Below are 24,700 nucleotides of genomic sequence, written 5' to 3' on the forward strand. Positions count from 1 at the left end.
ACAGGAATGATTGCTCTTTGTCCGACGTGAACCTGATAATGCCGGCCGAATTCGACGCTGCTCCGGCGTCGGATAGGCTTGGTAAAAGGATTTACGACGATGCGTTTTTTTGTCTTGGCTGCGGCCTTGTTGCTGTCGACCTCTGCGTTGGCCGAGTTCATACCCGAAACGGTATCGATGCCCAAGCCGGTCTACCCTGGCAACCTGACTAACACCCAAGGGCATGCGCGCATCAGCCTGAACATTCACAGCGACGGCACCGTCAGTGACGTCAAAGCACTCAGCGCCACCAAGCCGGAGTTCGGTGAGGCGGCCGTGGCTGCAGCCTCAAAATGGCGCTTCAAACCCTGGACGGTGAATGCCGATCGGCCAGAGGTAATCGATGCTCAGAACGACATGATTTTCTCGCCCGTACCGACGAGTGAAGAAAGTACGCGACTGACCTTTACGCAAACCACCTATCAATCCTGCAGCGCGTTGAACGAGGAAGTCAGCCAGTTCCGGCGCGATCATCCCTCCCGGCCACTGATCGCCATGAAGAGCTTTGCCATTACCCGTGTGGCAGTGATGTTCCCGGCGTTAAGCGGTAAAAGCGACTACAACGAAGGCCTGTCCAAGGCCGACGAGCTTGAAAGCGCTCTGCCGGACATCGTGCGCAAATGCCAGGCCAATCCCAAACGAACCTACGCCGACTACCTGCCACGCAACCTCAAGCGTTACCTCTAAAGCCTGCTACGATTGCGCCCAGTTCACTCCCTTCTGATCACGAGTGCTTGGCATGCAACTACCGGACATGAACCTGCTGGTCGCCCTCGACGCCTTGCTCGACGAGGGCAGTGTGGTCGGCGCCGCCCGGCGGATGAACCTCAGTCCAGCAGCCATGAGCCGTACCCTCACGCGTATCCGCGAAGCGGTGGGCGACCCGATTCTAGTGCGGGCCGGTCGGGGCCTGGTGCCAACGCCCAAGGCCCTGCAACTGCAAGGTCAGGTGCGCAACGTGGTGGAACAGGCGGCGCTGCTGTTTCGGTCGGCGGATCAAGTGGACCTGACCACCCTGCGCCGCCGCTTCAGCGTGCGCGCTAATGACTTTTTTATTGGCGTGTATGGCGGTCGTCTCTTCGACACCATGGAGCGTATGGCACCGCTGTGTGAGCTGTGTTTCGTGCCAGAAGGCGACACCGACGACGAAGCGTTGCGCGAAGGACGCTTGGATTTGCGCGTGAGCAACACCCAGCCGGCAAGCCCCGAGGTCAAGGTGCAGAACCTGTTCTCCACCACCTTCGTCGGCCTGGCGCGGCAGGATCACCCGTTATTCGACGAGGAGATCACCGCCGCACGTTTCGCCAGTTACTCCCACATCAGCATCTCGCGACGCGGCATCGCCCGGGGGCCGATCGATACCGCGCTGAATGCCCAGGGTTTGGAGCGTCGTGTGGCGATGATCGCCCCAGGGTTTCACGGTGCGATGTTCATGCTGCCTGACTCCGACTTGATCCTGCCGGTGCCCAAGGAGGCGCTCTACAGCGCTAATCGCCTGAAGCTGCCCCTGCGCGCCTTCCCGCTGCCGATCTCTTTGCCGACCCTGGTCCTGGCCCAATCCTGGCACCCTCGCTTCGATAAAGACCCCGCTCACAAATGGCTGCGCGAAACCATGCGCGAGAGCTGCCACGCCACGTGGCTGGAAGCCCAGCCGACCTGAACATCAAGCGTACACAGGGCAAATGTGAGAGGGCGCTTGCCCCCGATCGCGGTGGATCAGATAGAGAGTCTGTGCCGGCCACACGGCAATCGGGGGGCAAGCCCCCTCCCACGAGAGATCTGTGGTGGATTCAGGATTGCGTCTGACGCACTTATACCCTGCCAACATGTAACTTTTTGTCATGTGTGTGCCTGATTAAACTGCTCGGGTATTTTTAATCCCGAGTTATCCGTTCATGACTTCCCTCGCTGCCCCCACCCTCGCGGCCGCAGCCAAACCCACCGCCATCACCCCACCCGTATTCGGCCCGCGCATCATCATCGGCCTGGTCGGCGTGTTGTTGGCGGTGCTGGTGTCCGGTCTCAACGAGATGGTCACCAAGGTGGCCCTCGCCGATATCCGTGGTGCGCTTTACATCGGTTTTGACGAAGGCACTTGGCTTGTCGCGGCCTACACCGCCACCTCGGTCGCGGCCATGGCCTTTGCCCCCTGGTGCTCGGTGACGTTCTCCCTGCGCCGCTTCACCCTGTGCGCCATAGCCCTGTTCACCGTACTCGGGATCCTGTGCCCCTTCGCGCCGAACTACGAAAGCCTGTTGCTGCTGCGCACCGTGCAAGGTTTGGCCGGTGGCGCATTGCCGCCAATGCTAATGACCGTGGCGCTGCGCTTCCTGCCGGCCAACGTCAAGCTGTATGGCCTGGCCGGCTACGCGCTCACCGCTACCTTCGGCCCGAGCCTTGGCACACCACTGGCGGCGCTGTGGACCGAATACGTCGGCTGGCAGTGGGCGTTCTGGCAGATCGTCGCGCCGTGCCTGCTGGCGATGGCCGCCGTGGCCTATGGCTTGCCCCAAGACCCGCTGCGCTTGGAGCGCTTCAAGCAGTTCAATTGGCGCGGCCTGCTGCTGGGCTTCCCGGCGATCTGCATGCTGGTGATCGGCATCCTGCAAGGCAATCGGCTGGACTGGTTCGAGTCGGGCCTGATCACCTTTTTGCTGAGTGGCGGCTCGCTGCTGCTGGTGCTGTTTATGCTCAATGAATGGTCGCACCCGATGCCGTTTTTCAAGTTGCAGATGCTCGGCCTGCGTAACCTCTCGTTTGCTTTGATCGTGCTGGCGGGCGTGCTGATGGTGCTGACCTCAGTGATCATCATCCCGTCGAGTTTCCTCGCCCAAGTCCAAGGCTATCGACCGCTGCAAACCGCGCCAGTGATGCTGCTGATGGCGTTGCCGCAGTTGATCGCGCTGCCGCTGGTGGCCGCGTTGTGTAACCTGCGCTGGGTCGATTGCCGCTGGGTGCTGGGGATCGGCTTGAGCATGTTGGTGCTGTGCTGCATCGGCAGCGCGCACCTCACTTCGGCGTGGATCCGCGACGATTTTTACGGCCTGTACGTGCTGCAAATCTTTGGGCAGCCCATGGCTGTGTTACCGCTGTTGATGCTGTCCACCGGCAGCATTCAGCCACAGGACGGCCCGTTCGCTTCGGCCTGGTTCAACACCGTCAAAGGCCTGGCCGCCGTGGTCGCCACCGGCGTGCTGGACGCGCTGACCACCCAGCGCCTGCACTTTCACTCGACCATGTTGGTGGATCGCCTGGGCAATTCGCCCCTGGCCGACGGCGACGCGCCGGGCCTCGCCCATCGGCTGCACGAGCAGGCGGTGGTGCTCACTTCTTCGGATCTTTATTACGTCATGGGCGGTGTCGCCGTGGCGTTGATCCTGCTGATTTTCTGGATGCCCACGCGGATCTTCCCGCCTCGCGCACCGACCTAGCCACAAGGACTTTCCATGAAACGCAAAGACAAAATTGCCGTCTCCGTCATCACCGTATTTGCCGTCGGTGTGCTGTTCTATCTGGTCGCGCCAGGCTTGCTGGGCAGCAAGCATCAGAGCACTAACGACGCGTTTGTTGCGGCAGACTTCACCCTGGTTGCCCCGCGCGTGGCGGGTTTTATCAAGGAAGTGCTGGTGGAGGACAACCAGCGAGTTAAGGCCGGACAGTTACTGGCGCTGATCGACGACCGTGATTTTCGCGCCGCCGCCCAGGCCGCTGATGCGGACACATTGGTTGCCCAGGCCCAGCTGAAAAACGCCACCGCGACCCTGGAACGCCAAAGCTCGGTGATCGCCCAAGCCCAAGCCACCGTCGCGGCGGATCGCGCCGAAATGGCCTTCGCCGAGCACGAACTGAACCGCTACAACCACCTCGCCGGTGTGGGCGCCGGTACTGTGCAAAACGCCCAGCAAGCCAAGACTCGCATCGACCAGGCCACCGCACGCCTGGCCAATGCTACGGCGGTGCTGGCGGCCGAACGTAAGCAGGTGGAGATTCTCACCGCCCAGCGCGATGCGGCTGAAGGCGGGCTCAAGCGCGCCCAGGCAGCGTTGGAGATGGCCAGCTATCAGCTGTCCTACACGCGCATCGTTGCTCCGGTGGATGGCATGGTCGGCGAGCGCGCCGTGCGGGTCGGCGCCTATGTGACGCCGGGCAGCAAGATCCTCGCCGTGGTGCCGTTGGCGCAGGCGTACGTGGTGGCTAACTTTCAAGAGACCCAACTCTCTCACATGCGAGCCGGCCAAGCCGTTCAGGTGCGTGTCGACAGCCTCGACGGCGAGTTGCTCAACGGCCATCTGGAGAGCCTCGCACCCGCGACTGGGGTGACCTTCGCCGCGGTCAAACCGGACAACGCCACGGGTAACTTCACCAAGGTGGTGCAGCGCATTCCGGTCAAAATTGTGCTGGAGCCCAACCAGCCGCTGACCGAGCGCCTGCGCGTCGGTATGTCGGTGGAGGCCAGCGTCGACACTCAGCCGGTCGCACGTCAGCGTGAGGTTGCCCAGCAATGAAACGAGTTGCCTGGCTCACCCTCAGTTTGATCAGCCTGAGTGCATGCACCGTCGGCCCGGATTTTCAGCGCCCGCAGAACGCTCAAGTGACGCAATGGAGCGCACCCCAAGGCCGCCAAGCCGACAGCCGCGCCGTCAGCGACCCGCTCCAGGAGCGTTGGTGGGACGTGTTCCACGATGCACAACTCTCGGCCCTGACGCGCCGCGCCCTCACCGATAACCTCGACTTGAAACTGGCCAGCAGCCGTCTGGAACAAAGCCGCGCCGTGCGCCAGGTGACCACTGCCGAGCGTTACCCCAAGGTTGATGCCACGGGGGCTTACCAGCGCAAACGCAACAGTGGCAAAGGCTTGAACGACCCGTCCGGCGAGAATGGCCGCGCGGCGTTCAGCCAATGGGATTCGGGTTTCTCCGCCTCCTGGGAGCTGGATTTCTGGGGCCGGGTCAAACGCGAAACTGAAGCCGCCGATGCCACCTTGCAAGTCGCCGAAAACGACCGTCGTGCCGTGCTGCTCTCGGTGCTGGCCGAGACAGCCCAGGACTACATCCAACTGCGCGGCGTGCAAAATACCCGCGCGGTGACCGAGCAAAACCTCGACGTCGCACGCCATAGCCTCAAGCTCTCGCAACTGCGCCTGGCTGATGGCGTCGCCACCGACCTGGACGTGGCCGAAGCCGCCGCCCAAGTCGCCGCCATCGAAGCGCGCCTGCCGGATTTGCAGCAACGCCAGGACCAGTTGATCAACGCCCTTAGCCTGCTGATGGGCGAGCCACCCCAAGCCCTGCACGCGCAGTTGTCCAAGGACGCCGCCGTACCGCAGACCCAGCGCCAAGTTGCTATCGGCCTACCGTCGGAGCTTGCCGAACGCCGTCCGGATATCCGCCAGGCTGAAGCTCGCTTGCATGCCGCCACCGCCAACATCGGCGTGGCCAAGGGCGATTTCTATCCGCGTATCACCCTGTCCGGCAGCCTCGGTTCACAGGCCATGCAACTGTCGGATTTCGGCTCCTGGGGCTCACGCGCCTTTGCCTTCGGCCCACAGTTCAGCCTGCCGCTGTTCAACGGCGGGCGCCTGCAAGGCATGGTGAATCTGCGCGAAGCCCAGCAACAGGAAGCGGCGCTGGCCTATCAGCAAACCGTGCTGCGCGCCTGGCATGAAATCGACGACCAACTGACCCGCTACAACGCCAGCCAACTGCGCCGCGACAGCCTGGCCGAAGCCGTGCGTCAGAACCAGATCGCCCTGACCACCGCGCAACATCAGTACGTGGAAGGTGTGGCAGATTTCGTCAATGTCCTCACCGTGCAAAGCGCGTTGCTGGCGACGCAAGAGCAGTGGGTGGAAAGCTCGACCGGCGTGTCGTTGGCGATGGTGGGGTTGTACAAGGCGTTGGGGGGAGGATGGGAGTCGGTGTATCCGCTGCAAGCTGTTAACCGATGAACTCACGAAGTCGAGAGTAGGAAGGCTCTCTATTTTGGCGCGGGCCAAAAAATCGGGAACGCGAGCAGTACTGTGGCGGGCTATTCCTTAAAGAGCCCTCGCTATGTCCATTGCTGAAAACCCTTACGCACCGCCGCAAGCCGATCTCACCCTCGCAGCGGCCCGGCCCGCTGCCTTTTTTGTGGTGGCCCACCGCAAGCTGCTGGTGATGATGCTGTTGTCCTACGGCCTTTATGGCTTTTACTGGTTGTATAAGCACTGGGATGCCTATCGCAGCGCTACCGGTGCCAGAGTGCTGCCTGTGGTTCGGGCATTTTTTTCAATTTTTTTTGCTTATTCGCTCGTCCTGAAAATCAAGCGGGCGCTCGATTTGAAAGATGCGTCCTATCGATGGTGGCCTCGTTGCTTCGCCCTGGGCTGGATAGGCTGCGCCTTTTTACCCTATACCTACATCTGGTTTGTATCGCCTTTGACGGTAGTAAAAGTGGGTGTCTGCTTCACCATTGTTCAGGTTGCCGTGATGGTGCAGATTCAGCTTGCGGTGAACCACCTTGAGGATGATCCAAAAGGCGAAGCCAACAGCCGTTTTACATGGGCCAACGGAATTTGGATCGTCATAGGCGTGAGTTTGTGGGCGCTGGGAATAGCGTCTGCGTTCCTTACCGCTTAGTAGACGTGAGCTTGCTCGCGAAGGGCCAGCAGTCGCCGCGTGCATGCAGAATGCACGCGTATTTGTTGATGTTTTTCTAGCGTTCATCAGCGGTTCTGCAAAAACACCACATACCCCCGAAACCACTCACTCCCCTTCAAATACTCCGGCTCCTCCCACGCCCCGCCCTGGATCAAACCAATCTTGAACGCCAGCCCCAACCGATTCATACGCGGTAAATACGCCGCGTAATCCGGGATGCTGTGGCGGCCTTGATACGTTTGCACCACCACCTCATCCACCACGCCCTTGAGTTGGGCGATGGCGGCCGGGTCGGCGTTGCTGCTCCAGTCCATCAGGCCGGTGATGCTCAGGCGCAGGTCGGCGGGCAGGCGGTGGCGCAGGTCGCGCAGGAAGTCGGCGTATTCGTGCAGGTATTGGGTGCGGGCGTCGAAGTCGATCTGGATACCGACCACCGGGTTGCCCGCGTCGCGCCAGCGTTGCACCTGGCCGAGCAGTTGGGTGTAGACCCGTTCCGGCCAATGCAGGGTGTGGGCGCGATAGACCACCCAGACTTCACCTTGAGTGATGCGCGGCACGCTGATGCCCTGGGCGATAAATTGCACGCCGCGTTGGGGCGCGCGGCGCGTTGAGTTGATCTGGCCCTGGAGGATGTACAGGGTTTTCGCCTGTTTGAGTACCGGCTGGGGCGTGACGCCGCTCCACAGCCAGAAGGCGTCATAGTCGCGAGCGTCGACGGCGGCGAAGGCCGGGCTTGCCAGCAACAGCAAGCCCAGCCACAGCTTTTTCACCAGTAGTACTGCAGGGATTTGCCCCACTGCGTGTCGCCAAACCCGGTCTTGAGTTGGCGGAACCAGGCTTTGCGCACAGCCGGTTCCACGTCCTGGCCGCCGCAGCTGTTATAGCCGGCCGGCGCGTAGCAGTTGATGGCGCGGAACAGGGCGTAAGCCTTGTCGTTCTTCGGCGCTTTGGCATTGGCGATGACCTGCTTGTAACCGTCGAGGCGCGAGAAGGTTTCTCCTTTGAAGTCCGACGCGGTGCTGCCCAGGCTACCGGCGGCGCGGGCCTGCTCCAGGGGCATGCCGTCCAAGTTGTTGCGCAGGATGAACTCGCCGAAGCAGTTCAGGGCTTGCGGGTTTTTCGCGTCAGCCTGCAACGCCGCTGCGGTTTGCGCGATGCTCGGGCAGGCGTAGCCGGATTCGGCTTTGTCACCGCTCCACTGGAACAACTTCAGGGTCTGGTTGCCGCTGTAGACGTAACCCAGGCTGGTGCCCAATTTGTCCTCAGTGGGCGAGGCGGGCAGTTGCTTGAGATCTTCGGCGAAGGTGGCGTACTGGCCGCGCAGCAGGTCTTTATAAAGCAGGACGAATTGCGCGGTCTGGCGCTCCAGCGGATCGCTGGCCTGGGCGATCTGCTGGCGCAGTAACTCAGGCCCGGCGACGTTGCGCAGCAGAATGTAGCGCACCTGCTTGGCAGTGATGGGCGAGTCGCTGGCAAACACCTTGGCTAATTGGCCGCTGCGTTCGTAGTTCATGGCCAGAGCCAGTTCCAGTTGGTCACGTTGCAATGGCAACTTGGCCTGAGCGAGCAGTTTCAGCCACAGTGCTTCGGCGCTTTTCCAGTCCTTTTTTTCTTCAAGCGCCAATGCACGCAGCGTTTGTTGGCTGAAGGCGAAATAATCCAGGTTCGACGGCATGTCCTGGGGTAGGTGCTTCAAGGCGGTGTCGGGCTGATGCTCGACGTACAGCGCAAAGGCCGCCTGCAGGTAGTCGTACAGTGCTGGCGTGTTGGCAAACGTGGCTTTCTGCTGGGCGAGGGCTTCGCGGGTCAGGCGTGGCGGAGTGTTGGCGCGCATCAGCATCAGATCGGTGACGGTTTGCAGCAGCGGCTCTTTGAGGTTGGCGCTGTTGACCATCAGCAGCTTGAGGTCGGCTTCTTCCACCAGTTCGTCCACCGACACATTGCGCTGGGCGTCGGTGGCTTGGGTCAACTGCCAGGCGAAGTCTTCGGCCAGTTTGTCGTTGTCGTCCGCCAGCCAGTGCACGCGGCGCAGCAGGCCGTGGGCGGACGTCGCGTAGACACCTTGTGGATAAGTGTTCAGGTAGCCCAGAAACCCAGCTTCCGCCTGGCCCAGTGCAGACTTATCCACATGCTCAAGCTGCGGCATGCCGTACTCATCGAAGGCCTCAGCTTGGGCCTGGTTGAGTGAGTTGCGCGCGGTCATGTACAGCGCGGTCTCCTTCAGCCAAGGGATCGTCGACAGGTTAGCGGCGGCGAATCCGCGTTCGGCGTCACTGAAGCGGCCGCTGTAGAAGTCAGCGGCGGCTTGCAGGTAGGTGCGAAAGAGCAGGCCGTGGGCTGACTCGATGGGATCGGTCACCACCTGGCCATCCCAGTCGCAGGTGGTGAGCAATTGCAGGCGGGCCTTCACCAGCGCCGTGCGCTCGGTACTCGGCATGTCGGCGTTGATGACCTGGCTGATAAACGCGGTGGCGCTGTCATCGTCATTGCTGCGGCAGCGGCTGCCTTCGCCGTCGACGAAGGCTTCGCCAGCGGTCTTGTACTCTTCGCGCTTGATCCCCAGACCGGTCAACAAGGTGTCCAGCTCGGCGGTGGGCGATTGGTCGGAGTCGGGCTGCGTCTCTGCGCTTGAGGCGGGTATCAGGCGATACACCGGAAACGGCACCGGGCCAAAGCCCTGGGACAGATCATCTTCACTCAGCGCGTTGGGCGTCAGCGCCGCGTTCTTTTTGTCGGCCAGCAATAGGCGCAGGTTGGCCCGGCTGTCATTGCCAGGGCTCAGAAACGGTAGGTTGTTGCAGGGATCGAGGCTGTCACGTGACACCCGCCAGTCCGGGTAGCACGAATCGTCTGAACTGGCCTGGGCCGGCAGGGAAATACCGGCCAGCAGGGCCAGTGCCAGGGGTGACAGAAAACCGATGCGCATGACGTGTCCTTGATCCTGAGTCCTTGGAGGGAGGCAATCATAGCCTGATCCGACGCGTGCTTCGTTGAAGCCCTACACAAATTGCCGATTTGTCCGATTCCAGCAGCGACTCAGGGGCTTTTGTCCTAGAGTGGCGGGAGTTTGCACATGAGCAATCAAGGCAGTGGCAGGGGAATCGGGGTGCGTCGGTCTGTGGTAGAGCAAAATGAAAAGGTCGGGGCGTTGCCCGCAATCAACCGTCTCACGTGGGAGGGGGCTGCTTGGCTGAGCCGTCTTTGGTGGGTGCCGATCCTGGCGTTGGCCATGGCCCTGCGGTTTTATCACCTCACGTCGGCGGCGATCTGGGGAGATGAAGGTTCCAGCCTCCTGCTCAGCGAGTACGCCCTTGGCGACTTGTGGTTTCACGCCGCCCATGATGTGCACCCGCCGCTGTATTTCTTCCTGCTGCGCGGCTGGATCGAGCTGTTTGGCGACAGCATCTGGTCAATTCGCGGCATGAGCGCCATTCCCGGTGTCATTGCGGTGGGGCTGGGCATCTGGCTGACGCGGCAACTGTCCACCCGTCGCGCTGCAGTGCTGGCGGGCGTGCTGCTGGCGCTACTGCCGACCGCCGTGCGCTACAGCCAGGAAGTGCGCATGTATTCACTGCTCGGTGTGTGGCTGCTGGGTGCCACGCTGGCGTTGGTGTACTGGGTGCGCCAACCTGAGCGCACGCGATACATGGCGGTGTATGTACTGCTGATGAGTGCCGGGTTTTATACCCACTACTTCACGGCGCTATGCGTGCTGGTGCATTGGGCGTACCTGGGACTGTTGAGTGCCGCCCCCGGTCAGCGTTTGATCAAGCGCCCGGCGTGGTGGGGCGCCAATGTCGTGATTGTGTTGCTGTACCTGCCCTGGTTGCCGAACTTGCTGGACCTGGTGCAACACGTCGACCAGCTCAAAGTGGGCGGTGACATTGGCTGGGAAGAACCGGTCAACCTGCTGTCCCTGCCGTCGATGATCTGGCAGTTCGTGCTGCAGGATGAAGGTGTTGGTTTCTGGCCGCCGCTGTTCTGGCTGTTTCCGTTGCTGCTGGTCGCGGTCGTTGTGGTGACCGCCTGGCGCGACCGCGAGCGCTATCGACCGGCGAGCCTGCTGGCGTTGTTCTTTCTGCTGCCGCTGCTGCTGGTCTACGCCGTGTCGTTTATTTCACCGGTGTTTATCGAGCGTTATCTCACGGTGTACGCCCTGGCTTTGCCGATCCTGTTGGCGCTGGCCATCGACCGTTTGTCGTGGCTGGGTGCGGCGGTGTTTGTGCTGTTTGTCGGCGTTGAGTTGGTGGGGCTGAAGAACAACTTCGCTGTGGATGAACACGACCAGTTCAACGTGCCCGTGGAATTCGTCAACCGTAACTACCAGGAAGACGACCGCATCGTGCTCAGCGACATGATGTGGTACCTCAGCTACGTGTATTACGACCAGACCGATGCCCAGTTGCAGCTCTATACCCCGCCAAAACCCGATGGCACGCCGACCCGCCCCAACGCCTACGGCTTCGGCACCCTGGTGGACCAGGACGGTGGCCGTATATACCTCGACCACTTGTCGGCATTGCCCGAAGGCACCCGCCGCGTTTGGCTGATCAGCAGCAACGAAGCCCCGGACGATTTCGCCCCACTGCCTGCGGGCTGGCGCGAACTCAGCCGCCAGGACGGTGGTGGCGCCAGGGCGCGGTTGTTCGTGCTGTGCAACGCGCCATCGGCGCAACCCGAGGGCTGCCGCTAGACTCGTTTCAACCGCCTTTATCAGGAGCTCATCATGGAATCGCCTGTGCATAGCTTGTCGTCATTGTTCAAACAGCTGGGCCTGCCGGATGACCCGGTGAGCATCGAAAAGTTTGTGTCCGTTCACTCGCCACTCAAGTCTGAGCTGCATCTGGCGGACGCGTTTTTCTGGACGGGCAGTCAACGGGCGTTTTTGCGTGAGGAGATTCTGGAGGATGCGGATTGGGCTGAGGTGGTGGATGAGTTGAACTTGATGTTGAGGGGGGGGCGAGGGGGGCAGAAAGCTTAGGCAACACCGTCGGATGTGAAAAATCTGATGAAAGGATGAAGGATCTGTGTAGAACGTTCTGTAATCAAACTGCTCGGTGTTGCTGAGTGGGACAAAAATAGACCAGAATAAAGCACCTAATTGAGGTCTTTATTATGCAGATTGTCTTGGCCGATATGGCCGTCAGTGTTTCCGAACTTAAAAAAAACCCCTCTGCAGTGCTGAGTGGTGCGCACGGTGGCCCGGTTGCTGTGCTCAACCATAACCGTGTGATGGGTTACATGGTCCCCGCCGAAGTATTCGAAGCGATGATGGATCGTTTAGATGACTTGGAGTTGGCTGAACTCGTTCGTCAGCGTAGCCACGAGACGCCTGAGCCGGTGAACCTGGATGACCTATAAGCTTGAATTTCTGCCTTCGGCACGTAAGGAGTGGGACAAGCTCGGACACACATTGCGAGAGCAGTTTAAAAAGAAGTTGGCCGAGCGTCTTTTGTTGCCGCGCATACAGTCTGACGCGCTGCATGGAATGCCAGATTGCTACAAGATAAAACTCAAGGCTTCAGGCTATCGCTTGGTTTATCAGGTAATCGAGGCGCGTGTAGTAGTCGCGGTCGTCGCGGTAGGTAAGCGTGAGCGTAGCGATGTTTATGAGCGCGCTAAAAAGCGGTGAGTTTTGAAACGTCGGGGGTATGTACGAAACCATGACGCCATGGTTGGGCAAGCCAGCCCATATTGCGAAGCGCAGAAATCAGCCCCTCCCCATCCGCAAAATTGTTTCAAAACTTGACGCATCCTCCTCCTTCCACCATATTGATAGTTAGCAAACTAACTGTATGCGAACTATCCAGTGCCTCAATCCCTCGAACAACTCCAGATGAACCTCAGCAGCAGCATGGTGGTGGGCGCCCGTAATTGGCGCAAAATCTGCCAGACCACGCTGGTGAGCTATGGCATCTCCGAAGCCTGCGCCGTGCCGCTGTTGATGATCGGCCGCTTGGGCGACGGTGTGCACCAGGTCAAAGTTGCCCAGGCATCCGGTATGGAGAGCCCATCCCTGGTGCGCCTGCTCGATCGCCTGTGCAGTGACGGCTACGTATGCCGCACCGAAGATGTCCACGACCGTCGCGCCAAGGCCTTGAGCCTTACCGAGCGTGGCCGTGAGCTGGTGCAAGCGGTGGAAGTCCAATTGGTGCGCCTGCGCCGTGAAGTGCTGGCGGACATCGACTCCACCGATATGGAAGCCGCGCTGCGTGTGCTGCGGGCCTTTGAGGCAGCGACGCTTTGAACGGATTCTTTACCGGTTTTCCGCCGGCCCGCGACTGGTTCTACGGCGTGCGTACTTTCGCCGCGTCGATGATCGCGCTCTATATCGCGATGCTGATGCAAATGCCGCGTCCGTACTGGGCGATGGCCACGGTGTACATCGTCTCCAGCCCGTTTGTCGGCCCCACCAGTTCCAAGGCCCTGTACCGCGCCATCGGCACCTTGATGGGCGCGGCGGCGGCGGTGTTTTTTGTGCCGATGTTCGTGCAGTCGCCGTACATTTTGGTGGTGGTGATCGCACTGTGGACGGGCACTTTGCTGTTCCTCTCGATGCACCTGCGCACCGCCAACAACTATGCCTTGATGCTCGCTGGCTACACCTTGCCGCTGATCGCCCTGCCGGTGGTGGATAACCCGTTGGCGGTATGGGATGTGGCCGAGGCGCGAACCGAAGAAATCTTCCTCGGTATTGCGGTCGCCGCCGTAGTGGGTGCGATGTTCTGGCCGCGCCGCCTGATGCCCGTGTTCGATGGCTCGGTGGCCAAGTGGTTTGCCGATGCTCAGGTCTACAGCCAACGCTTTCTGACGCGCAATGTGCAGCGTGAAGAAGTCAGCACTTTGCGCAGCGGCATGGTCGCCACTTTCAACACCCTCGAATTGATGATCGGCCAATTGCCTCACGAAGGCGCGCGGCCGCAAACGGTGCGTAACACCAAGGAACTGCGCGGGCGCATGATCCACCTGCTGCCGGTGGTGGATGCCCTCGACGATGCGCTCTACGCCATCGAACATCGGGCGCCGGAATTTCTCGACCGCATCCAGCCGATTCTGGAAGCCACAAGCCAGTGGCTGGAAAACACTCAACAAAGTGCACCGTTGGAAAGCTGGCGCGCCCTGCGTGACCAGGTCGACGCCCTGCAACCCCAAGGCGAGGCGCTGGACGACCGCCACACCCTGCTGTTTTCCAACGCGCTGTATCGCCTGGGCGAATGGATCGACCTGTGGCAAGACTGCCGCAGCCTGCAAGCGGCCATCCAGTGCGAAAGCCAGGACAGCTGGCGCGCCGTGTATCGTCACTGGCGGCTGGGTCGGCTCACGCCATTCCTTGACCGTGGTCTGATGTTCTATTCGGCGTTTTCTACCGTCACCGCGATCATCGTCGCCTCGGTGCTGTGGATCCTGCTGGGCTGGACCGACGGCGGCAGCGCGGTGATTCTGGCCGCCGTGGCGTGCAGCTTCTTCGCCTCGATGGACGATCCGGCGCCACAGATCTATCGGTTCTTTTTCTGGACCGCCATGTCGGTGCTGTTCGCCAGCCTGTACCTGTTTCTGGTGCTGCCCAACCTGCACGATTTCCCAATGCTGGTGCTGGCGTTTGCGGTGCCGTTCATCTGCATCGGTACCCTTACTGTGCAGCCGCGCTTCTACCTGGGCATGTTGCTGACGTTGGTGAACACCTCGTCGTTCATCAGCATCCAGGGTGCCTACGACGCGGACTTTCTCAACTTCGCCAACGTCAACCTCGCCGGGCCCGTGGGCCTGCTGTTTGCGTTTGTGTGGACATTGGTTGCGCGGCCTTTCGGCGCCGAATTCGCCGCCAAGCGCCTGACCCGTTTCAGCTGGCGTGACATCGTCGGCCTCACCGAGCCCGCAACCCTGGCCGAACACCGACACCTCGCCGTGCAGATGCTCGATCGCCTCATGCAGCACCTGCCGCGCCTGGCACTCACCGGCCAGGACACCGGCATCGCCCTGCGCGATTTGCGCGTGGCGCTGAACCTGCTCGACCTGCTGGCGTACTCGCCGCGCATCCTTGGAGTGCCACGTGTGTTGCTCAACCAGGTCGTCGAAGGGGTGGGCGCTTACTTCAAGGCCTGCCTCAAGGCGGGTGAACGCTTGCCCGCGCCCAGCGGTCTGCTGATGACCCTCGACCGCACGCGCCGCGCCCTCAACGGCCAGGGTCTGCAAGACGAGGACGATACTCGCCTGCACCTGTTGCACGCCCTGGCCGGCCTGCGACTGGCGTTGTTGCCTGGCGTCGAATTTATTGGCGGCACCGAGATGGAGGCGCCGCTGCCTGATGGAGCGCCTTTATGATCGGTGATCTGGATATCAGCGGGGTGTTCCTGCCCACGCTACTGGTGCTGATGGGCATTACGTACGTGTTGTTTCTGGTGGTGCACGGGCTGTTGACGCGCATGCACTTCTATCGCCTGGTCTGGCACCGGGCATTGTTCAATGTGGGGCTCTACGCGCTGTTGCTGGGCGCGGTGGACTCACTCAGTCGATACCTGATGACATGAAAAAACCTTTTTTGACCATCGGCCGTGTAGTCCTGACGCTGCTGATCGTGAGCTTCGCGGTCGTCGTTGTGTGGCGCATGGTCATGTACTACATGTTTGCGCCCTGGACCCGCGACGGGCACATCCGTGCCGACATCGTGCAGATCGCCCCGGACGTGTCCGGGCTGATCCAGCGCGTGGACGTGCGCGACAACCAGTTGGTGACCAAGGGCCAGGTGCTGTTTGCCGTCGACCAGGACCGCTTCAAGCTGGCCCTGCGCCAAGCCCAGGCCGCCGTGGCCGACCGCCAGGAAACCCTGGCCCAGGCCCAGCGCGAGTACAAGCGTAACCGTGGCCTCGGCAACCTGGTGCCCAGCGAGCAACTGGAAGAAAGCCAGTCCCGCGTGGCCCGTGCCCAGTCGGCCCTGGCTGAAGCGCAAGTGACGGTGGATTCGGCCCAACTGAACCTGGATCGCTCAGTAATCCGCAGCCCGGTGGACGGCTACGTCAACGACCGGGCGCCGCGTAACCAGGAATTCGTCACCGCCGGCCGGCCGGTCCTGTCAGTGGTGGACAGCAATTCCTTCCATATCGACGGCTATTTCGAAGAGACCAAACTCGACGGCATCCACGTCGGCATGGCGGTGGATATCCGCGTGATCGGTGATAACGCTCGCTTGCGCGGCCACGTGCAGAGCATCGTCGCCGGTATCGAAGATCGCGACCGCAGCAGCGGCTCCAACCTGTTGCCCAACGTCAACCCGGCGTTTAGCTGGGTGCGCCTGGCCCAGCGCATTCCGGTACGCATCGCCTTTGACGACGTGCCGGCGGACTTCCGCATGATCGCCGGGCGTACGGCCACGGTGTCGATCATTGGCGACAAGCCCAATGACGGAGCCACGCCATGAAGCAACTGTTGGCAACCGCCGCGTTGGGTTTGCTGCTGTCGGCCTGCCAAGTGGTAGGCCCGGACTACCAGTTGCCGGACAAGGCCGCGGTCAACCGTGGCGACCTGCAAGGGCAACTCGCGGGCGAGGGCTCTAACGTGGTGTCAGCACCGGTGCCGACCGACTGGTGGAAACTCTACAAAGACCCGCGCCTGGATGAGCTGGTGCGCCAGGCCATGGCGTCCAACACCGACTTGCGCGTGGCCGCTGCCAATTTGCAGCGCGCGAGGTTCCAGACCCAACAGGCTGAATCCGCCGGCGGCTGGAGCCTCGGCGCCAAGGCAGAGGCGCAGCGCCTGCAGGAGTCCGGCGAAGCATTTTTGCTGGCCGACAAAGTGCCGGTGGGTAACATCGGCAGCGTCGGCATTACCACCTCGTATCAATTCGATCTGTTCGGCACCTTGCAACGGGGCATCGAAAGCGCCCAGGCCAGCGCCGATGCCGCTCAGGCCGCTGCCGATATCGCGCGCATTACCCTAGTGGCCGATGTGGTGCGTTCCTACACCCAGGTGTGCGCGGCCAACGAAGAGCTGGCGATTGCCAACGAGTCCCTGGACTTGCAAGCCCAGAGCACCAAGCTGACCCAACGCCTGCGTGACGCCGGCCGTGGCGATGAAACCCAGGTCACCCGCTCGCAAACCCAGTACAAATCCCTTCGCGCCGACATGCCGCGCTACGAAGCTGCGCGCCAGGCCGGGCTGTTCCGCCTGTCGATGCTGCTGGCCAAGCCGTTGGACCAACTGCCGGCGGGCACCGGCAACTGCGCCGAGCTGCCGCACATTGCCCAGTTGTTGCCAGTGGGTGACGGCGCGGCGCTGCTCAAGCGGCGTCCCGATGTGCGCCAGGCCGAACGCCAATTGGCCGCTGCCACCGCACGTATCGGCGTGGCCACCGGCGCTCTGTACCCAGACATCGCCATCGGCGCCACCGTAGGCACCGTCGGCTTGCTCGACAACCTCGGCACGCCTGCGACCAACCGCTGGGGTTTTGGCCCGATGATCAGCTGGACCGTGCCGACCAACGGCGCCCGGGCCCGCGTCCACGAAGCCGAAGCTGCCACCCAGGGCGCCCTGGCGCATTTCGATGGGGTGGTGCTCAACGCCATTCGCGAAACCCAGACCGGTCTGGCGCAATACACCGCGCAACTGCAACGCCGTGATGCGTTGGCCGAAGCCGGCGAGTCGGCCAAGGAAGCGGCGGGGCAGACCCATCGCTTCTTCCAGGCCGGCCGCGCGTCGTTCCTGGCCGACCTGCAAGCCACCCGCACTTACACCGATGTGCGTGCGCAATTGGCGGCGGCGAATACCCAGGTCGCCATGAGCCAGATCGATCTGTTCCTGGCCCTGGGCGGCGGTTGGGAAAGCGGACGAACGCAAGCGTCACAGCCCGGCAAACCCTGAGCGGGTAGCTATGCTTTGTCAGGTGGGCCGCCGTGATGGCCTACCTGACACTGCTCGCGTTTGCTCATGGGGATTCCAATAATGAAAAACCCTTATGCTCCCGCTTTCTGGTGCGTGCTCCTCGCACTGGTGCTGTTATCGGCCGCGTATTTCTACGGCGTCATGCTCGCCCACCAGCTCGACAAGGCCATGGTCTTTCTCGACAGCGCCTGCCTGGTGATCGGCACCTTGTCCATCGGCGTGGTGGCCTGGGCCTCTTACCAAAATCAACGGATCAAGAAAAAACTTCTCGAACAAGGCAAGACCCGCGTGGCGATCTGGGACACCAAGGTCGCGCTCCGGCGTGTGGAAACCGTGTTCGATCGTTATTTCTGGGGCAGCTACTGGCAGCCGGGTCGCACCTTTCAGGAGGTCATGGGAGACCTCACCGGCACCCCCCTGGAAAAAAGCCTCGAAGTTCTGAAAAAACAGTGCGTGGCCCTCGATCAGCAGGTCGCCGATGGTAGGCATTGGCTTAACAATGCGCGTGAATTGTCTGACGTCGCGACGCAGATGGCCCGCGAACGCTACCAACTGGATTTCTGCGACCCCAAGGCCGATACCCCCGGCAACGCGGTGATACACCGCGAATTTGAGGTGTTGGTGTACACCTGGACCGCGCGGCTGAAGAGTTTCGATCACCAACTCGACGAGATCGAACTGGAATACTCGTGAACCAACTGCTCGCCTGAACCTCTGAGAAATCTGGGCCCTTCGCGGCCGCCAGTGCTAATCTTCCCCCGTTTTCGGCGGGCTTGAGCCAACCCCATCGGGGTTCAAGGAAGACAGCCCACTTCTCACAGGATTTGATCAGGTCACTTCATGAATAAGCCAGCAGTCGTTCTTTTGGGTTTTGTTGTCGCCGTAGGCGTCGTCAGTGCAGGCGGCGCCTGGTACACCGGTAAACAACTGGAGCCGGTGCTGCAAACCGCGATCCAGAACGCCAACAAGGAACTGCAGACCTCCATGGCCGGCGTCGATGGCACTGTGGCCCTGGAGCTGGTCTCCCTGGACCGTGGCGTGTTCAGCAGCACCGCCCATTACCGCTTGAAAGGCCAGGGTTCGGTCTTCGGCGAAGAAAACCCTAACCCGGAACTGCTGTTCGTCGACCATATCGAACACGGCCCGCTGCCGTTCTCGCGCCTGGTGACACTCAAGTGGCTGCCGGTCATGGCCACCAGTCACTACGAGCTGGAAAAGAACGCCACCACCGAGAAGTGGTTCGCCGCCGCCAAAGACGTATCGCCACTCAAAGGCGTAGCCAACATTGGTTACACCCGTTCGGTCAACGGCAATATCGAATTGCTGCCCCTGGAGTTCAAAGACGATACGTCTTCGGTGAGCTTCTCCGGCGCGAACATGAATTTCGACAGCACTGCCGAAGGCCAGAAGGTCAAGGCCGACGGCTTCATGAACAGCGTCAAGGTCGCCGCGGTAGACGCCAAGGGCGAGCACTTCGAAGCTGAGCTGTCTGGGCTGACCATCGCCAGCAACCTGGAAAAATCCACCTTCGGCTTCTACACCGGGCAAAACACCGTTGAGCTGACCGACAGCAAGTTCACCTTCGGCCCGCAGAAAGCCGTGCTGACCGTCAAAGGCTTCGAGCAGAAAGACTCCAGCGAAACCAAGGACAACAACCTGGCCGGCCGTGTCGACTACAAGATCGACGAGATCGGCTACCAGGGTAAACCTGTAGGTTCGGCGGCCTTGGCCGTGAGCATGAAGAATGTCGACATCCCGGCCATGCTGGTGCTGACCAAGCTGTACCAGGACAAGATGCAACCGGTGCAAGCCGCCGCCGCAGCCAACCAGCCGGCCCCCGAGCTGCAACTGACTGAAGCCGAGCAAGCCCTGGCTGAAGCCAACGTCAATCAGGTCCTGGCTGCCAAGCCGCAAGTGGCTGTGGAAAACCTGTCGCTGAAAACCACCCACGGTGAAAGCAAGTTCAGCCTGCTGGTAGACCTGGCTAAACCGGTGTCCATGGAGCTGCCGCCAGTTGAGCTGGGCAAGCAGATGATTGCGCTGCTGGATGCCAATCTGACCCTTTCCAAGCCGATGATCGCTGACGTTTCCGCACTGCAAGCCCAACTCGGTGGCGTGACCGACCCGAAAGCCATCGAGCAGCAATCCCAGATGGCCGCCGAGATGGTCAGCGGCATGGCGGTTGGCACGCAGTTGGCAACTTTGGTCGGTAGCGACGTGGTCTCCAAGCTGCACTACGCCAACAATGAAGTGACGTTCAACGGCCAGAAGATGACCGTCGAGCAGTTCATTGGTTTTGTAATGGCCAAAGTCGGTGCGGTCAGCGGCGCACAGTAACGCCTCAACACCCAGCCTCTTCGTGAGGCTGCTTGAAATGCAGTCAAAATGTGGGAGCGGGCTTGCCCGCGAATGCAGTGGATCAGTCACTACTGCGTATTCGCGAGCAAGCCCGCTCCCACATTTGTTTTGTGCAGGCCCGACTCAGCGGCTACCCATCAATTCTGAACAATTGTTCTGAATTGGTCTTCTTCCTACGTTCCTAAGAGATAGTTCACACAGGAAAGCTAGGCCGGGTCATTAGACGCCGGCACCCTGTAGCATGTCGCTCAGGATCACCTATCGTTACAGCTTTCCGTGTGTAAGGAAGCTCACGATATGTTGCGAAACCTACCACTCAGTGCATCAGGCCGGTTGCGACTGCTCATCGGGGCAGCTTTATGCAGCCAGCTGTTGATGCCTACTTTCGCCATGGCCGATCCGGCCTATGACGCGCTGATTATCCAGGCGCGCAACGGCAACTTCACACCCGCCCTTACGCAATTGCGTCAGCTGTCTGCCGAGCGCCAGACGCCAGGCCAGGTCAGCGATCATGTGGTGATCGCCGGTTGGGCCGGGCAGGACGCCGAAGTGCTGAAGGTGTACGAAGCTGAGGGTAAACATCGCAACCTCAGTACCCAAGCGCTCGCCACCGTGGCGCGCACCTATCGCAATCAAAAGCAGTGGCCCCAGGCTGAGGCGACCTATCGCCAGGCGCTGCTGCGTGAACCAAATAACGTCGACCTGCAACTGGGCCTGGCCCTGACCCAGGCTGACGGCGGCAAAGCCAATGAAGCCGTGCAACGCACCCGCGCGCTGGTGGCCGCCAAGCCAGACGACCCCAACCGGCGCATGGCCCTGGGGTATGCGCTGACCCGCGCCGGCTTGAACTACGACGCGCTGTTTGAATTCGATCAGGCGTTTATCCGTGCTGGCGACAAGCCTGAAGTCGCCCGCGAATACATCGTCGCCCTGCAAAAGGCTCGCTTGCCGGAAGCCGCTTTGCGCCTGTCGGCCCAGCGTCCGGGCCTGCTGGACCCGGTGACCCAGCGCCGCCTCGAAGGTGACCTCGCCGCCGAACGGGTGCGCATGGCCGAGTTCGCCACGCGCAGCGAAAAAGAACGCTATGTGATTGCCGACCGCGCCCTGGCGGACTACGACAAACTGCTCGCTCGCTGGACCCCGGACGCCACCGCCCATGACGATGTGGTGCGCTGGCGCATCGACCGCCTGGGTGCACTCAAGGCGCGTGCACGTACCGCCGAGGTGATCCGCGAGTACGAAATCCTTAAGGCCGAAGGCGTGCAATTGCCGACCTACGCCGTGCGTTGGGTGGCCGCGTCCTACCTCGACCAGCGCCAGCCGGAAAAAGCCGAGCCGCTGTATCGCCAGGCGCTGAGCGCCACCGACGCGGAGCCCGATGATCGGGTCGAAGACACCACCGCGCTGTTCTACGCGTTGCAGGAAAGCGACAAAGGCGAGGATGCCAACGAGGTCGCCAAAGGACTCGCCAACAGCCAGAACCCTCGGGTCGAACTCAAGGGCTTGCCCATCGGCAACCCCAACGACGCGTGGATGGACGCCCAGCAACTGTCGGCCCAGGCCGGCGTATACGGTGGCGACCTGCCGGGCAGCGAAGCCGGTTTGGAAGCGTTGGTAGCAAAAGCACCGGGCAACGTCGGCCTGCGTCTGGCCCAGGCTGACATGTACCGCGCCCGCGATCTGCCCCGGCGCGCCGAAGGCATTCTCAAGGAAACCGAAGCCCAGGCCCCGCGCGACATCGGCCTGGAAGTGAGCCAGGCCTACACCGCCATGGACCTGCAGGAGTGGCGCCAGCTCGACGTGCTCACCGACGACGTGGTTGCGCGCAACCCGGATAACCGTCAGGTGCAGCGCCTCAGCCGCCTGCGCGATGTGCATGACATGGCCGAGCTGCGCGTCGAGGCCTACACGGGTAAAAGCTTCGGCGGCGGTAACGACAGCGAAGCGGGTGCGGTGTCGGGGAGCCGTGACTGGGGCATCGAAAGCCGTCTCTACACGCCGCCTATCGACGAAGACTGGCGCCTGTTTGCCGGTGCCGGCTATGCCCGCGCAGATTTCGAAGAGGGTACCGGCCAGCATCGTTGGCAGGTTGTCGGCGTGGAGCGGCGCACCCGTGACATGACCATCGAAGCCGAGGTCTCCAACCATTCCTACGGCGATGGCTCCAAACAAGGCGCCGCGATCTCGATTGCGCGCGACATCAACGACAACTGGCAATACGGCGGCAGCCTCGGCTACCTGCTGAGCACCACGCCGTTGCGCGCGCTGAATGATGGCATCACCGCCAACGGCGGCAGCGGTTTTATTCGCTGGCGCGCCAACGAAAGCCGCGAGTGGAAACTGACCCTCAGCCCGTCCCACTTCAGCGACGGCAACGACCGCTTCGAAGCCTTGCTCAGCGGCCGCGAAGGCCTCTACAGCTCGCCGCGAGTGCAAGTGGACCTGGGCCTGGAAGTCGGTGCCAGCCGCAACAGCAAGGAAGACACGGTGTACTTCAATCCGAAGTCGGATTTGACCGTGCTGCCCGTCATCAACATCAACCATGTGCTCTATCACCGCTACGAGACCCAGTGGAGTCAGCAGTTCCAGGTCGGTGCGGGTACCTATAGCCAGCGCGATTACTCCACCGGCGGCATGGCGTTGATCGGCTACGGCCAACGCTATCGCTGGAACGATGTACTCGACGCTGGCGCCAACCTGAGCCTGATCAGCCGACCTTACGACGGTGATCGCGAACGCGATCTGCGCCTGCTCGTCGACCTCACTTACCGTTTCTAAAAGAGCCTGACCATGACCTTCCTCAGCCGTTGCTTGTTGGTTCTGGGCGTATTGCTGGCCAGTGCCTGCGCCCAGCAACCCGCACCTTTCACTCCACCCGCCGAGCGGCCGACACCGCTCAACGAACAGGCGTGGCCGAAAAACCACTTCCTGGGCATTGCCTACCACGATGTGTCGGATCGTGATCCTGACCAGGCCGTGGTGGCGGTGCGTACCGAGCGTTTGATCGAGCAGTTGGCTTGGTTGCGCGAGAACGGCTACCAGGCGGTCAGCGTTGACCAGATCCTGGCCGCCCGCCATGGCGGCCCGGCATTGCCGCCCAAAGCAATCATGCTCAGCTTCGACGACGGCTATTCGAGCTTCTACACCCGCGTGCTGCCGATTCTGCGCGCCTACCACTGGCCGGCGTTGCTGGCGCCGGTGGGCAGCTGGATCGACACACCGCTCAACCAGCCGGTGGATTTTGCCGGTTCACCCCGGCCGCGTGGTGAGTTCCTGACCTGGCAGCAGATTCGCGAAGTGTCCCAGTCCGGCCTGGTGGAAATCGCCGCGCACACCGATGCCAATCACAAAGGCATCCTGGCCAACCCCCAGGGCAACCTGGAGCCAGCTGCGACTTCCCTGCGTTATGACCCGGCCACCGGTCGTTATGAAAGCCAGGCCCAGTTCGATGCGCGGTTGCGTGCGGATGTGGTCGCGATCTCCAACAAGATCCAAACCGTGACCGGCAAGAAACCACGGGTCTGGGTATGGCCGTATGGCGCCGCCAAAGGCACCTCGCTGGCCATCGTTGGTGAGCAGGGCTACCAAATGGCCCTGACCTTGGAAGATGGCCTCGACAGCTCCGATGACCTGATGAACAGCCCGCGCTTTCTGGTGGCCTCCGACCCGGACGGCGAGCATTTCGCCAACAGCATCGTCGCCGTGCAAACCCCGGCACCGCTGCGGGTGTTGCATGTGGACCTGGATAACGTCTACGACCCGGACCCGGCCCAACAGGCGCGCAACCTCGACCAGTTGGTGCAGCGCGTGGTGGACATGGGCGCCGGCACGGTGTTCCTGCAAGCCTTCGCCGACCCCAAGGGTGACGGCCTGGTCCGCTCGCTGTACTTCCCCAACCGCCACCTGCCAGTGCGCGCCGACCTGTTCAACCGTGTCGCCTGGCAACTGCACACCCGTGCCCATGCCAGCGTGTATGCCTGGATGCCAGTGCTGAGTTTCGCCCTTGATCCCAAGCTGCCGCGTGTGACGCGCTGGGACCCGGAAACCGGCAAAGTGGGCATCGACCCGGATCAATACAAACGCCTGTCGCCGTTCGACCCGCAAGTGCGCAAAATCATTGGCGAGATCTATGAAGACCTGGCGCGCAACAGTGCCATCGACGGTGTGCTGTACCACGACGATGCGGTGTTCTCGGACTTCGAAGACGCCAGCCCCGCCGCGCTCAAGGCCTATGCTGCCAACGGCCTGCCGGGCAGCATCGAGGCACTGCGCGCCGACCCTGCGGTGATGCAGCGCTGGACGCGCTTCAAGAGCCGCTACCTGATCGACTTCACCAAGGAGCTGACCGCCAAGGTCCGCGCTATCTCTGGGCCGCAGGTGCTGACCGCGCGCAACATCTTCGCGCAGCCGATGCTCAACCCAGAAAGCGAAGCCTGGTTCGCGCAGAACCTCGACGATTTCCTCCAGACCTACGACTGGACCGCGCCCATGGCCATGCCGCTGATGGAAGGGGAGACGCTGAAGAACTCCAACGCCTGGCTGGAGAAACTGGTGGCGACGGTCAAAGCCCGCCCCGGTGCGATGCAGCGAACGGTATTCGAACTGCAAGCCAAAGACTGGCGCACCCCAGCAGCCCCCGACCTGTCCGCCGAGCAAATGGCTGAATGGATGGGTGTACTCAAGCGCCAGGGTGTCACGAGTTTTGGCTACTACCCGGACAATTTCCTGGAAAACTCCCCGGACCTGAAGACTGTGTGTCCGGCCCTTTCCAACCAATGGAACCCTTGACC

General features: G+C 61.7%; 21 protein-coding genes. 19 read left to right on the top strand and 2 right to left on the bottom strand.

Annotated elements, in window-relative coordinates:
• Positions 1-99 precede the first annotated feature (99 nt).
• The 6 genes from G9Q84_RS22410 (at position 100) to G9Q84_RS22435 (ending at position 6,656) form a co-directional block, all read left to right on the top strand.
• Positions 100-726: an energy transducer TonB gene (locus G9Q84_RS22410; RefSeq protein WP_099602097.1), complete on the top strand. Its 627-nt coding sequence runs from the start codon at positions 100-102 to the stop codon at positions 724-726.
• A gap of 52 nt (positions 727-778) precedes the next feature.
• Complete coding sequence (locus tag G9Q84_RS22415) at positions 779-1,699, top strand: LysR family transcriptional regulator (RefSeq protein WP_032884818.1); 921 nt, start codon at positions 779-781, stop codon at positions 1,697-1,699.
• A 235-nt stretch (positions 1,700-1,934) separates the two neighbouring features.
• Positions 1,935-3,470: an MFS transporter gene (locus tag G9Q84_RS22420; RefSeq protein ID WP_122756781.1), complete on the top strand. Its 1,536-nt coding sequence runs from the start codon at positions 1,935-1,937 to the stop codon at positions 3,468-3,470.
• Positions 3,471-3,485: 15 nt separating this feature from the next.
• A complete protein-coding gene (locus G9Q84_RS22425; RefSeq protein WP_095186338.1) occupies positions 3,486-4,544 on the top strand; it encodes an HlyD family secretion protein in 1,059 nt (352 codons plus the stop codon).
• Positions 4,541-5,986, top strand: coding sequence for an efflux transporter outer membrane subunit (locus G9Q84_RS22430; RefSeq protein ID WP_122756780.1), 1,446 nt, complete (start codon positions 4,541-4,543; stop codon positions 5,984-5,986). Before G9Q84_RS22425 ends, G9Q84_RS22430 begins: the two co-directional genes overlap by 4 nt.
• Positions 5,987-6,089: 103 nt before the next feature.
• Complete coding sequence (locus G9Q84_RS22435) at positions 6,090-6,656, top strand: hypothetical protein (protein WP_181644118.1); 567 nt, start codon at positions 6,090-6,092, stop codon at positions 6,654-6,656.
• An 86-nt stretch (positions 6,657-6,742) separates the two neighbouring features.
• On the opposite strand, the gene G9Q84_RS22440 is transcribed toward G9Q84_RS22435, so the two are convergent.
• Together G9Q84_RS22440 and G9Q84_RS22445 are read right to left on the bottom strand one after the other, a co-directional pair.
• A complete protein-coding gene (locus G9Q84_RS22440; RefSeq protein ID WP_122764465.1) occupies positions 6,743-7,447 on the bottom strand; it encodes a DUF3142 domain-containing protein in 705 nt (234 codons plus the stop codon).
• Positions 7,444-9,603: a PA5441 family protein gene (locus tag G9Q84_RS22445; protein WP_181644119.1), complete on the bottom strand. Its 2,160-nt coding sequence runs from the start codon at positions 9,601-9,603 to the stop codon at positions 7,444-7,446. Before G9Q84_RS22445 ends, G9Q84_RS22440 begins: the two co-directional genes overlap by 4 nt.
• Before the next feature lie 180 nt (positions 9,604-9,783).
• On the opposite strand from G9Q84_RS22445, the gene G9Q84_RS22450 reads away from it, so the two are divergent.
• The 13 genes from G9Q84_RS22450 (at position 9,784) to pgaB (ending at position 24,698) form a co-directional block, all read left to right on the top strand.
• The gene (locus G9Q84_RS22450; protein WP_122764519.1) at positions 9,784-11,370 is read left to right on the top strand and encodes a glycosyltransferase family 39 protein; all 1,587 of its coding nucleotides are present in this window, start codon (positions 9,784-9,786) and stop codon (positions 11,368-11,370) included.
• Positions 11,371-11,403: 33 nt separating this feature from the next.
• Positions 11,404-11,658: a DUF2789 domain-containing protein gene (locus tag G9Q84_RS22455; RefSeq protein ID WP_095186333.1), complete on the top strand. Its 255-nt coding sequence runs from the start codon at positions 11,404-11,406 to the stop codon at positions 11,656-11,658.
• Between the two features lie 134 nt (positions 11,659-11,792).
• Entirely contained in the window at positions 11,793-12,038 is a 246-nt protein-coding gene (locus G9Q84_RS22460; protein WP_095186332.1) for a type II toxin-antitoxin system Phd/YefM family antitoxin, read from the top strand.
• Complete coding sequence (locus tag G9Q84_RS22465) at positions 12,028-12,309, top strand: type II toxin-antitoxin system RelE family toxin (protein WP_099602105.1); 282 nt, start codon at positions 12,028-12,030, stop codon at positions 12,307-12,309. The genes G9Q84_RS22460 and G9Q84_RS22465 overlap by 11 nt, the downstream gene beginning before the upstream one ends.
• Before the next feature lie 204 nt (positions 12,310-12,513).
• Complete coding sequence (locus tag G9Q84_RS22470) at positions 12,514-12,924, top strand: MarR family winged helix-turn-helix transcriptional regulator (protein WP_032884831.1); 411 nt, start codon at positions 12,514-12,516, stop codon at positions 12,922-12,924.
• Positions 12,921-14,999: an FUSC family protein gene (locus tag G9Q84_RS22475; RefSeq protein WP_032884832.1), complete on the top strand. Its 2,079-nt coding sequence runs from the start codon at positions 12,921-12,923 to the stop codon at positions 14,997-14,999. Before G9Q84_RS22470 ends, G9Q84_RS22475 begins: the two co-directional genes overlap by 4 nt.
• Positions 14,996-15,205, top strand: coding sequence for a DUF1656 domain-containing protein (locus G9Q84_RS22480; protein ID WP_003187469.1), 210 nt, complete (start codon positions 14,996-14,998; stop codon positions 15,203-15,205). Before G9Q84_RS22475 ends, G9Q84_RS22480 begins: the two co-directional genes overlap by 4 nt.
• Positions 15,202-16,092 carry an efflux RND transporter periplasmic adaptor subunit gene (locus tag G9Q84_RS22485; protein ID WP_095186330.1) on the top strand — a complete coding sequence of 297 codons (891 nt, stop codon included), beginning with the start codon at positions 15,202-15,204 and terminating at the stop codon, positions 16,090-16,092. Before G9Q84_RS22480 ends, G9Q84_RS22485 begins: the two co-directional genes overlap by 4 nt.
• Complete coding sequence (locus tag G9Q84_RS22490; protein WP_099602106.1) at positions 16,089-17,531, top strand: efflux transporter outer membrane subunit; 1,443 nt, start codon at positions 16,089-16,091, stop codon at positions 17,529-17,531. The genes G9Q84_RS22485 and G9Q84_RS22490 overlap by 4 nt, the downstream gene beginning before the upstream one ends.
• An 81-nt stretch (positions 17,532-17,612) precedes the next feature.
• Positions 17,613-18,245: a hypothetical protein gene (locus G9Q84_RS22495; protein WP_032884836.1), complete on the top strand. Its 633-nt coding sequence runs from the start codon at positions 17,613-17,615 to the stop codon at positions 18,243-18,245.
• Between the two features lie 147 nt (positions 18,246-18,392).
• On the top strand, positions 18,393-19,889 hold the full coding sequence (locus G9Q84_RS22500; protein WP_032884838.1) for a YdgA family protein: 1,497 nt from the start codon (positions 18,393-18,395) through the stop codon (positions 19,887-19,889).
• Between the two features lie 318 nt (positions 19,890-20,207).
• Positions 20,208-22,688, top strand: coding sequence for a poly-beta-1,6 N-acetyl-D-glucosamine export porin PgaA (pgaA, locus tag G9Q84_RS22505; RefSeq protein WP_181644120.1), 2,481 nt, complete (start codon positions 20,208-20,210; stop codon positions 22,686-22,688).
• A 12-nt stretch (positions 22,689-22,700) separates the two neighbouring features.
• Complete coding sequence (pgaB, locus tag G9Q84_RS22510; protein ID WP_181644121.1) at positions 22,701-24,698, top strand: poly-beta-1,6-N-acetyl-D-glucosamine N-deacetylase PgaB; 1,998 nt, start codon at positions 22,701-22,703, stop codon at positions 24,696-24,698.
• Positions 24,699-24,700 lie beyond the last annotated feature (2 nt).

The organism is Pseudomonas sivasensis, assembly GCF_013778505.1.
In the GTDB taxonomy this organism is placed as follows: Bacteria; Pseudomonadota; Gammaproteobacteria; order Pseudomonadales; family Pseudomonadaceae; genus Aquipseudomonas; species Aquipseudomonas sivasensis.

Excerpts from the sequence above, each read along its gene's own strand:
- G9Q84_RS22410 (WP_099602097.1), top strand. The coding sequence starts at position 100 with ATGCGTTTTTTTGTCTTGGCTGCGGCCTTGTTGCTGTCGACCTCTGCG.
- G9Q84_RS22415 (WP_032884818.1), top strand. The coding sequence starts at position 779 with ATGCAACTACCGGACATGAACCTGCTGGTCGCCCTCGACGCCTTGCTC.
- G9Q84_RS22420 (WP_122756781.1), top strand. The coding sequence starts at position 1,935 with ATGACTTCCCTCGCTGCCCCCACCCTCGCGGCCGCAGCCAAACCCACC.
- G9Q84_RS22425 (WP_095186338.1), top strand. The coding sequence starts at position 3,486 with ATGAAACGCAAAGACAAAATTGCCGTCTCCGTCATCACCGTATTTGCC.
- G9Q84_RS22430 (WP_122756780.1), top strand. The coding sequence starts at position 4,541 with ATGAAACGAGTTGCCTGGCTCACCCTCAGTTTGATCAGCCTGAGTGCA.
- G9Q84_RS22435 (WP_181644118.1), top strand. The coding sequence starts at position 6,090 with ATGTCCATTGCTGAAAACCCTTACGCACCGCCGCAAGCCGATCTCACC.
- G9Q84_RS22445 (WP_181644119.1), bottom strand. The coding sequence starts at position 9,603 with ATGCGCATCGGTTTTCTGTCACCCCTGGCACTGGCCCTGCTGGCCGGT.
- G9Q84_RS22455 (WP_095186333.1), top strand. The coding sequence starts at position 11,404 with ATGGAATCGCCTGTGCATAGCTTGTCGTCATTGTTCAAACAGCTGGGC.
- G9Q84_RS22460 (WP_095186332.1), top strand. The coding sequence starts at position 11,793 with ATGCAGATTGTCTTGGCCGATATGGCCGTCAGTGTTTCCGAACTTAAA.
- G9Q84_RS22465 (WP_099602105.1), top strand. The coding sequence starts at position 12,028 with ATGACCTATAAGCTTGAATTTCTGCCTTCGGCACGTAAGGAGTGGGAC.
- G9Q84_RS22470 (WP_032884831.1), top strand. The coding sequence starts at position 12,514 with ATGAACCTCAGCAGCAGCATGGTGGTGGGCGCCCGTAATTGGCGCAAA.
- G9Q84_RS22480 (WP_003187469.1), top strand. The coding sequence starts at position 14,996 with ATGATCGGTGATCTGGATATCAGCGGGGTGTTCCTGCCCACGCTACTG.
- G9Q84_RS22485 (WP_095186330.1), top strand. The coding sequence starts at position 15,202 with ATGAAAAAACCTTTTTTGACCATCGGCCGTGTAGTCCTGACGCTGCTG.
- G9Q84_RS22490 (WP_099602106.1), top strand. The coding sequence starts at position 16,089 with ATGAAGCAACTGTTGGCAACCGCCGCGTTGGGTTTGCTGCTGTCGGCC.
- G9Q84_RS22495 (WP_032884836.1), top strand. The coding sequence starts at position 17,613 with ATGAAAAACCCTTATGCTCCCGCTTTCTGGTGCGTGCTCCTCGCACTG.
- G9Q84_RS22500 (WP_032884838.1), top strand. The coding sequence starts at position 18,393 with ATGAATAAGCCAGCAGTCGTTCTTTTGGGTTTTGTTGTCGCCGTAGGC.
- pgaA (WP_181644120.1), top strand. The coding sequence starts at position 20,208 with ATGTTGCGAAACCTACCACTCAGTGCATCAGGCCGGTTGCGACTGCTC.
- pgaB (WP_181644121.1), top strand. The coding sequence starts at position 22,701 with ATGACCTTCCTCAGCCGTTGCTTGTTGGTTCTGGGCGTATTGCTGGCC.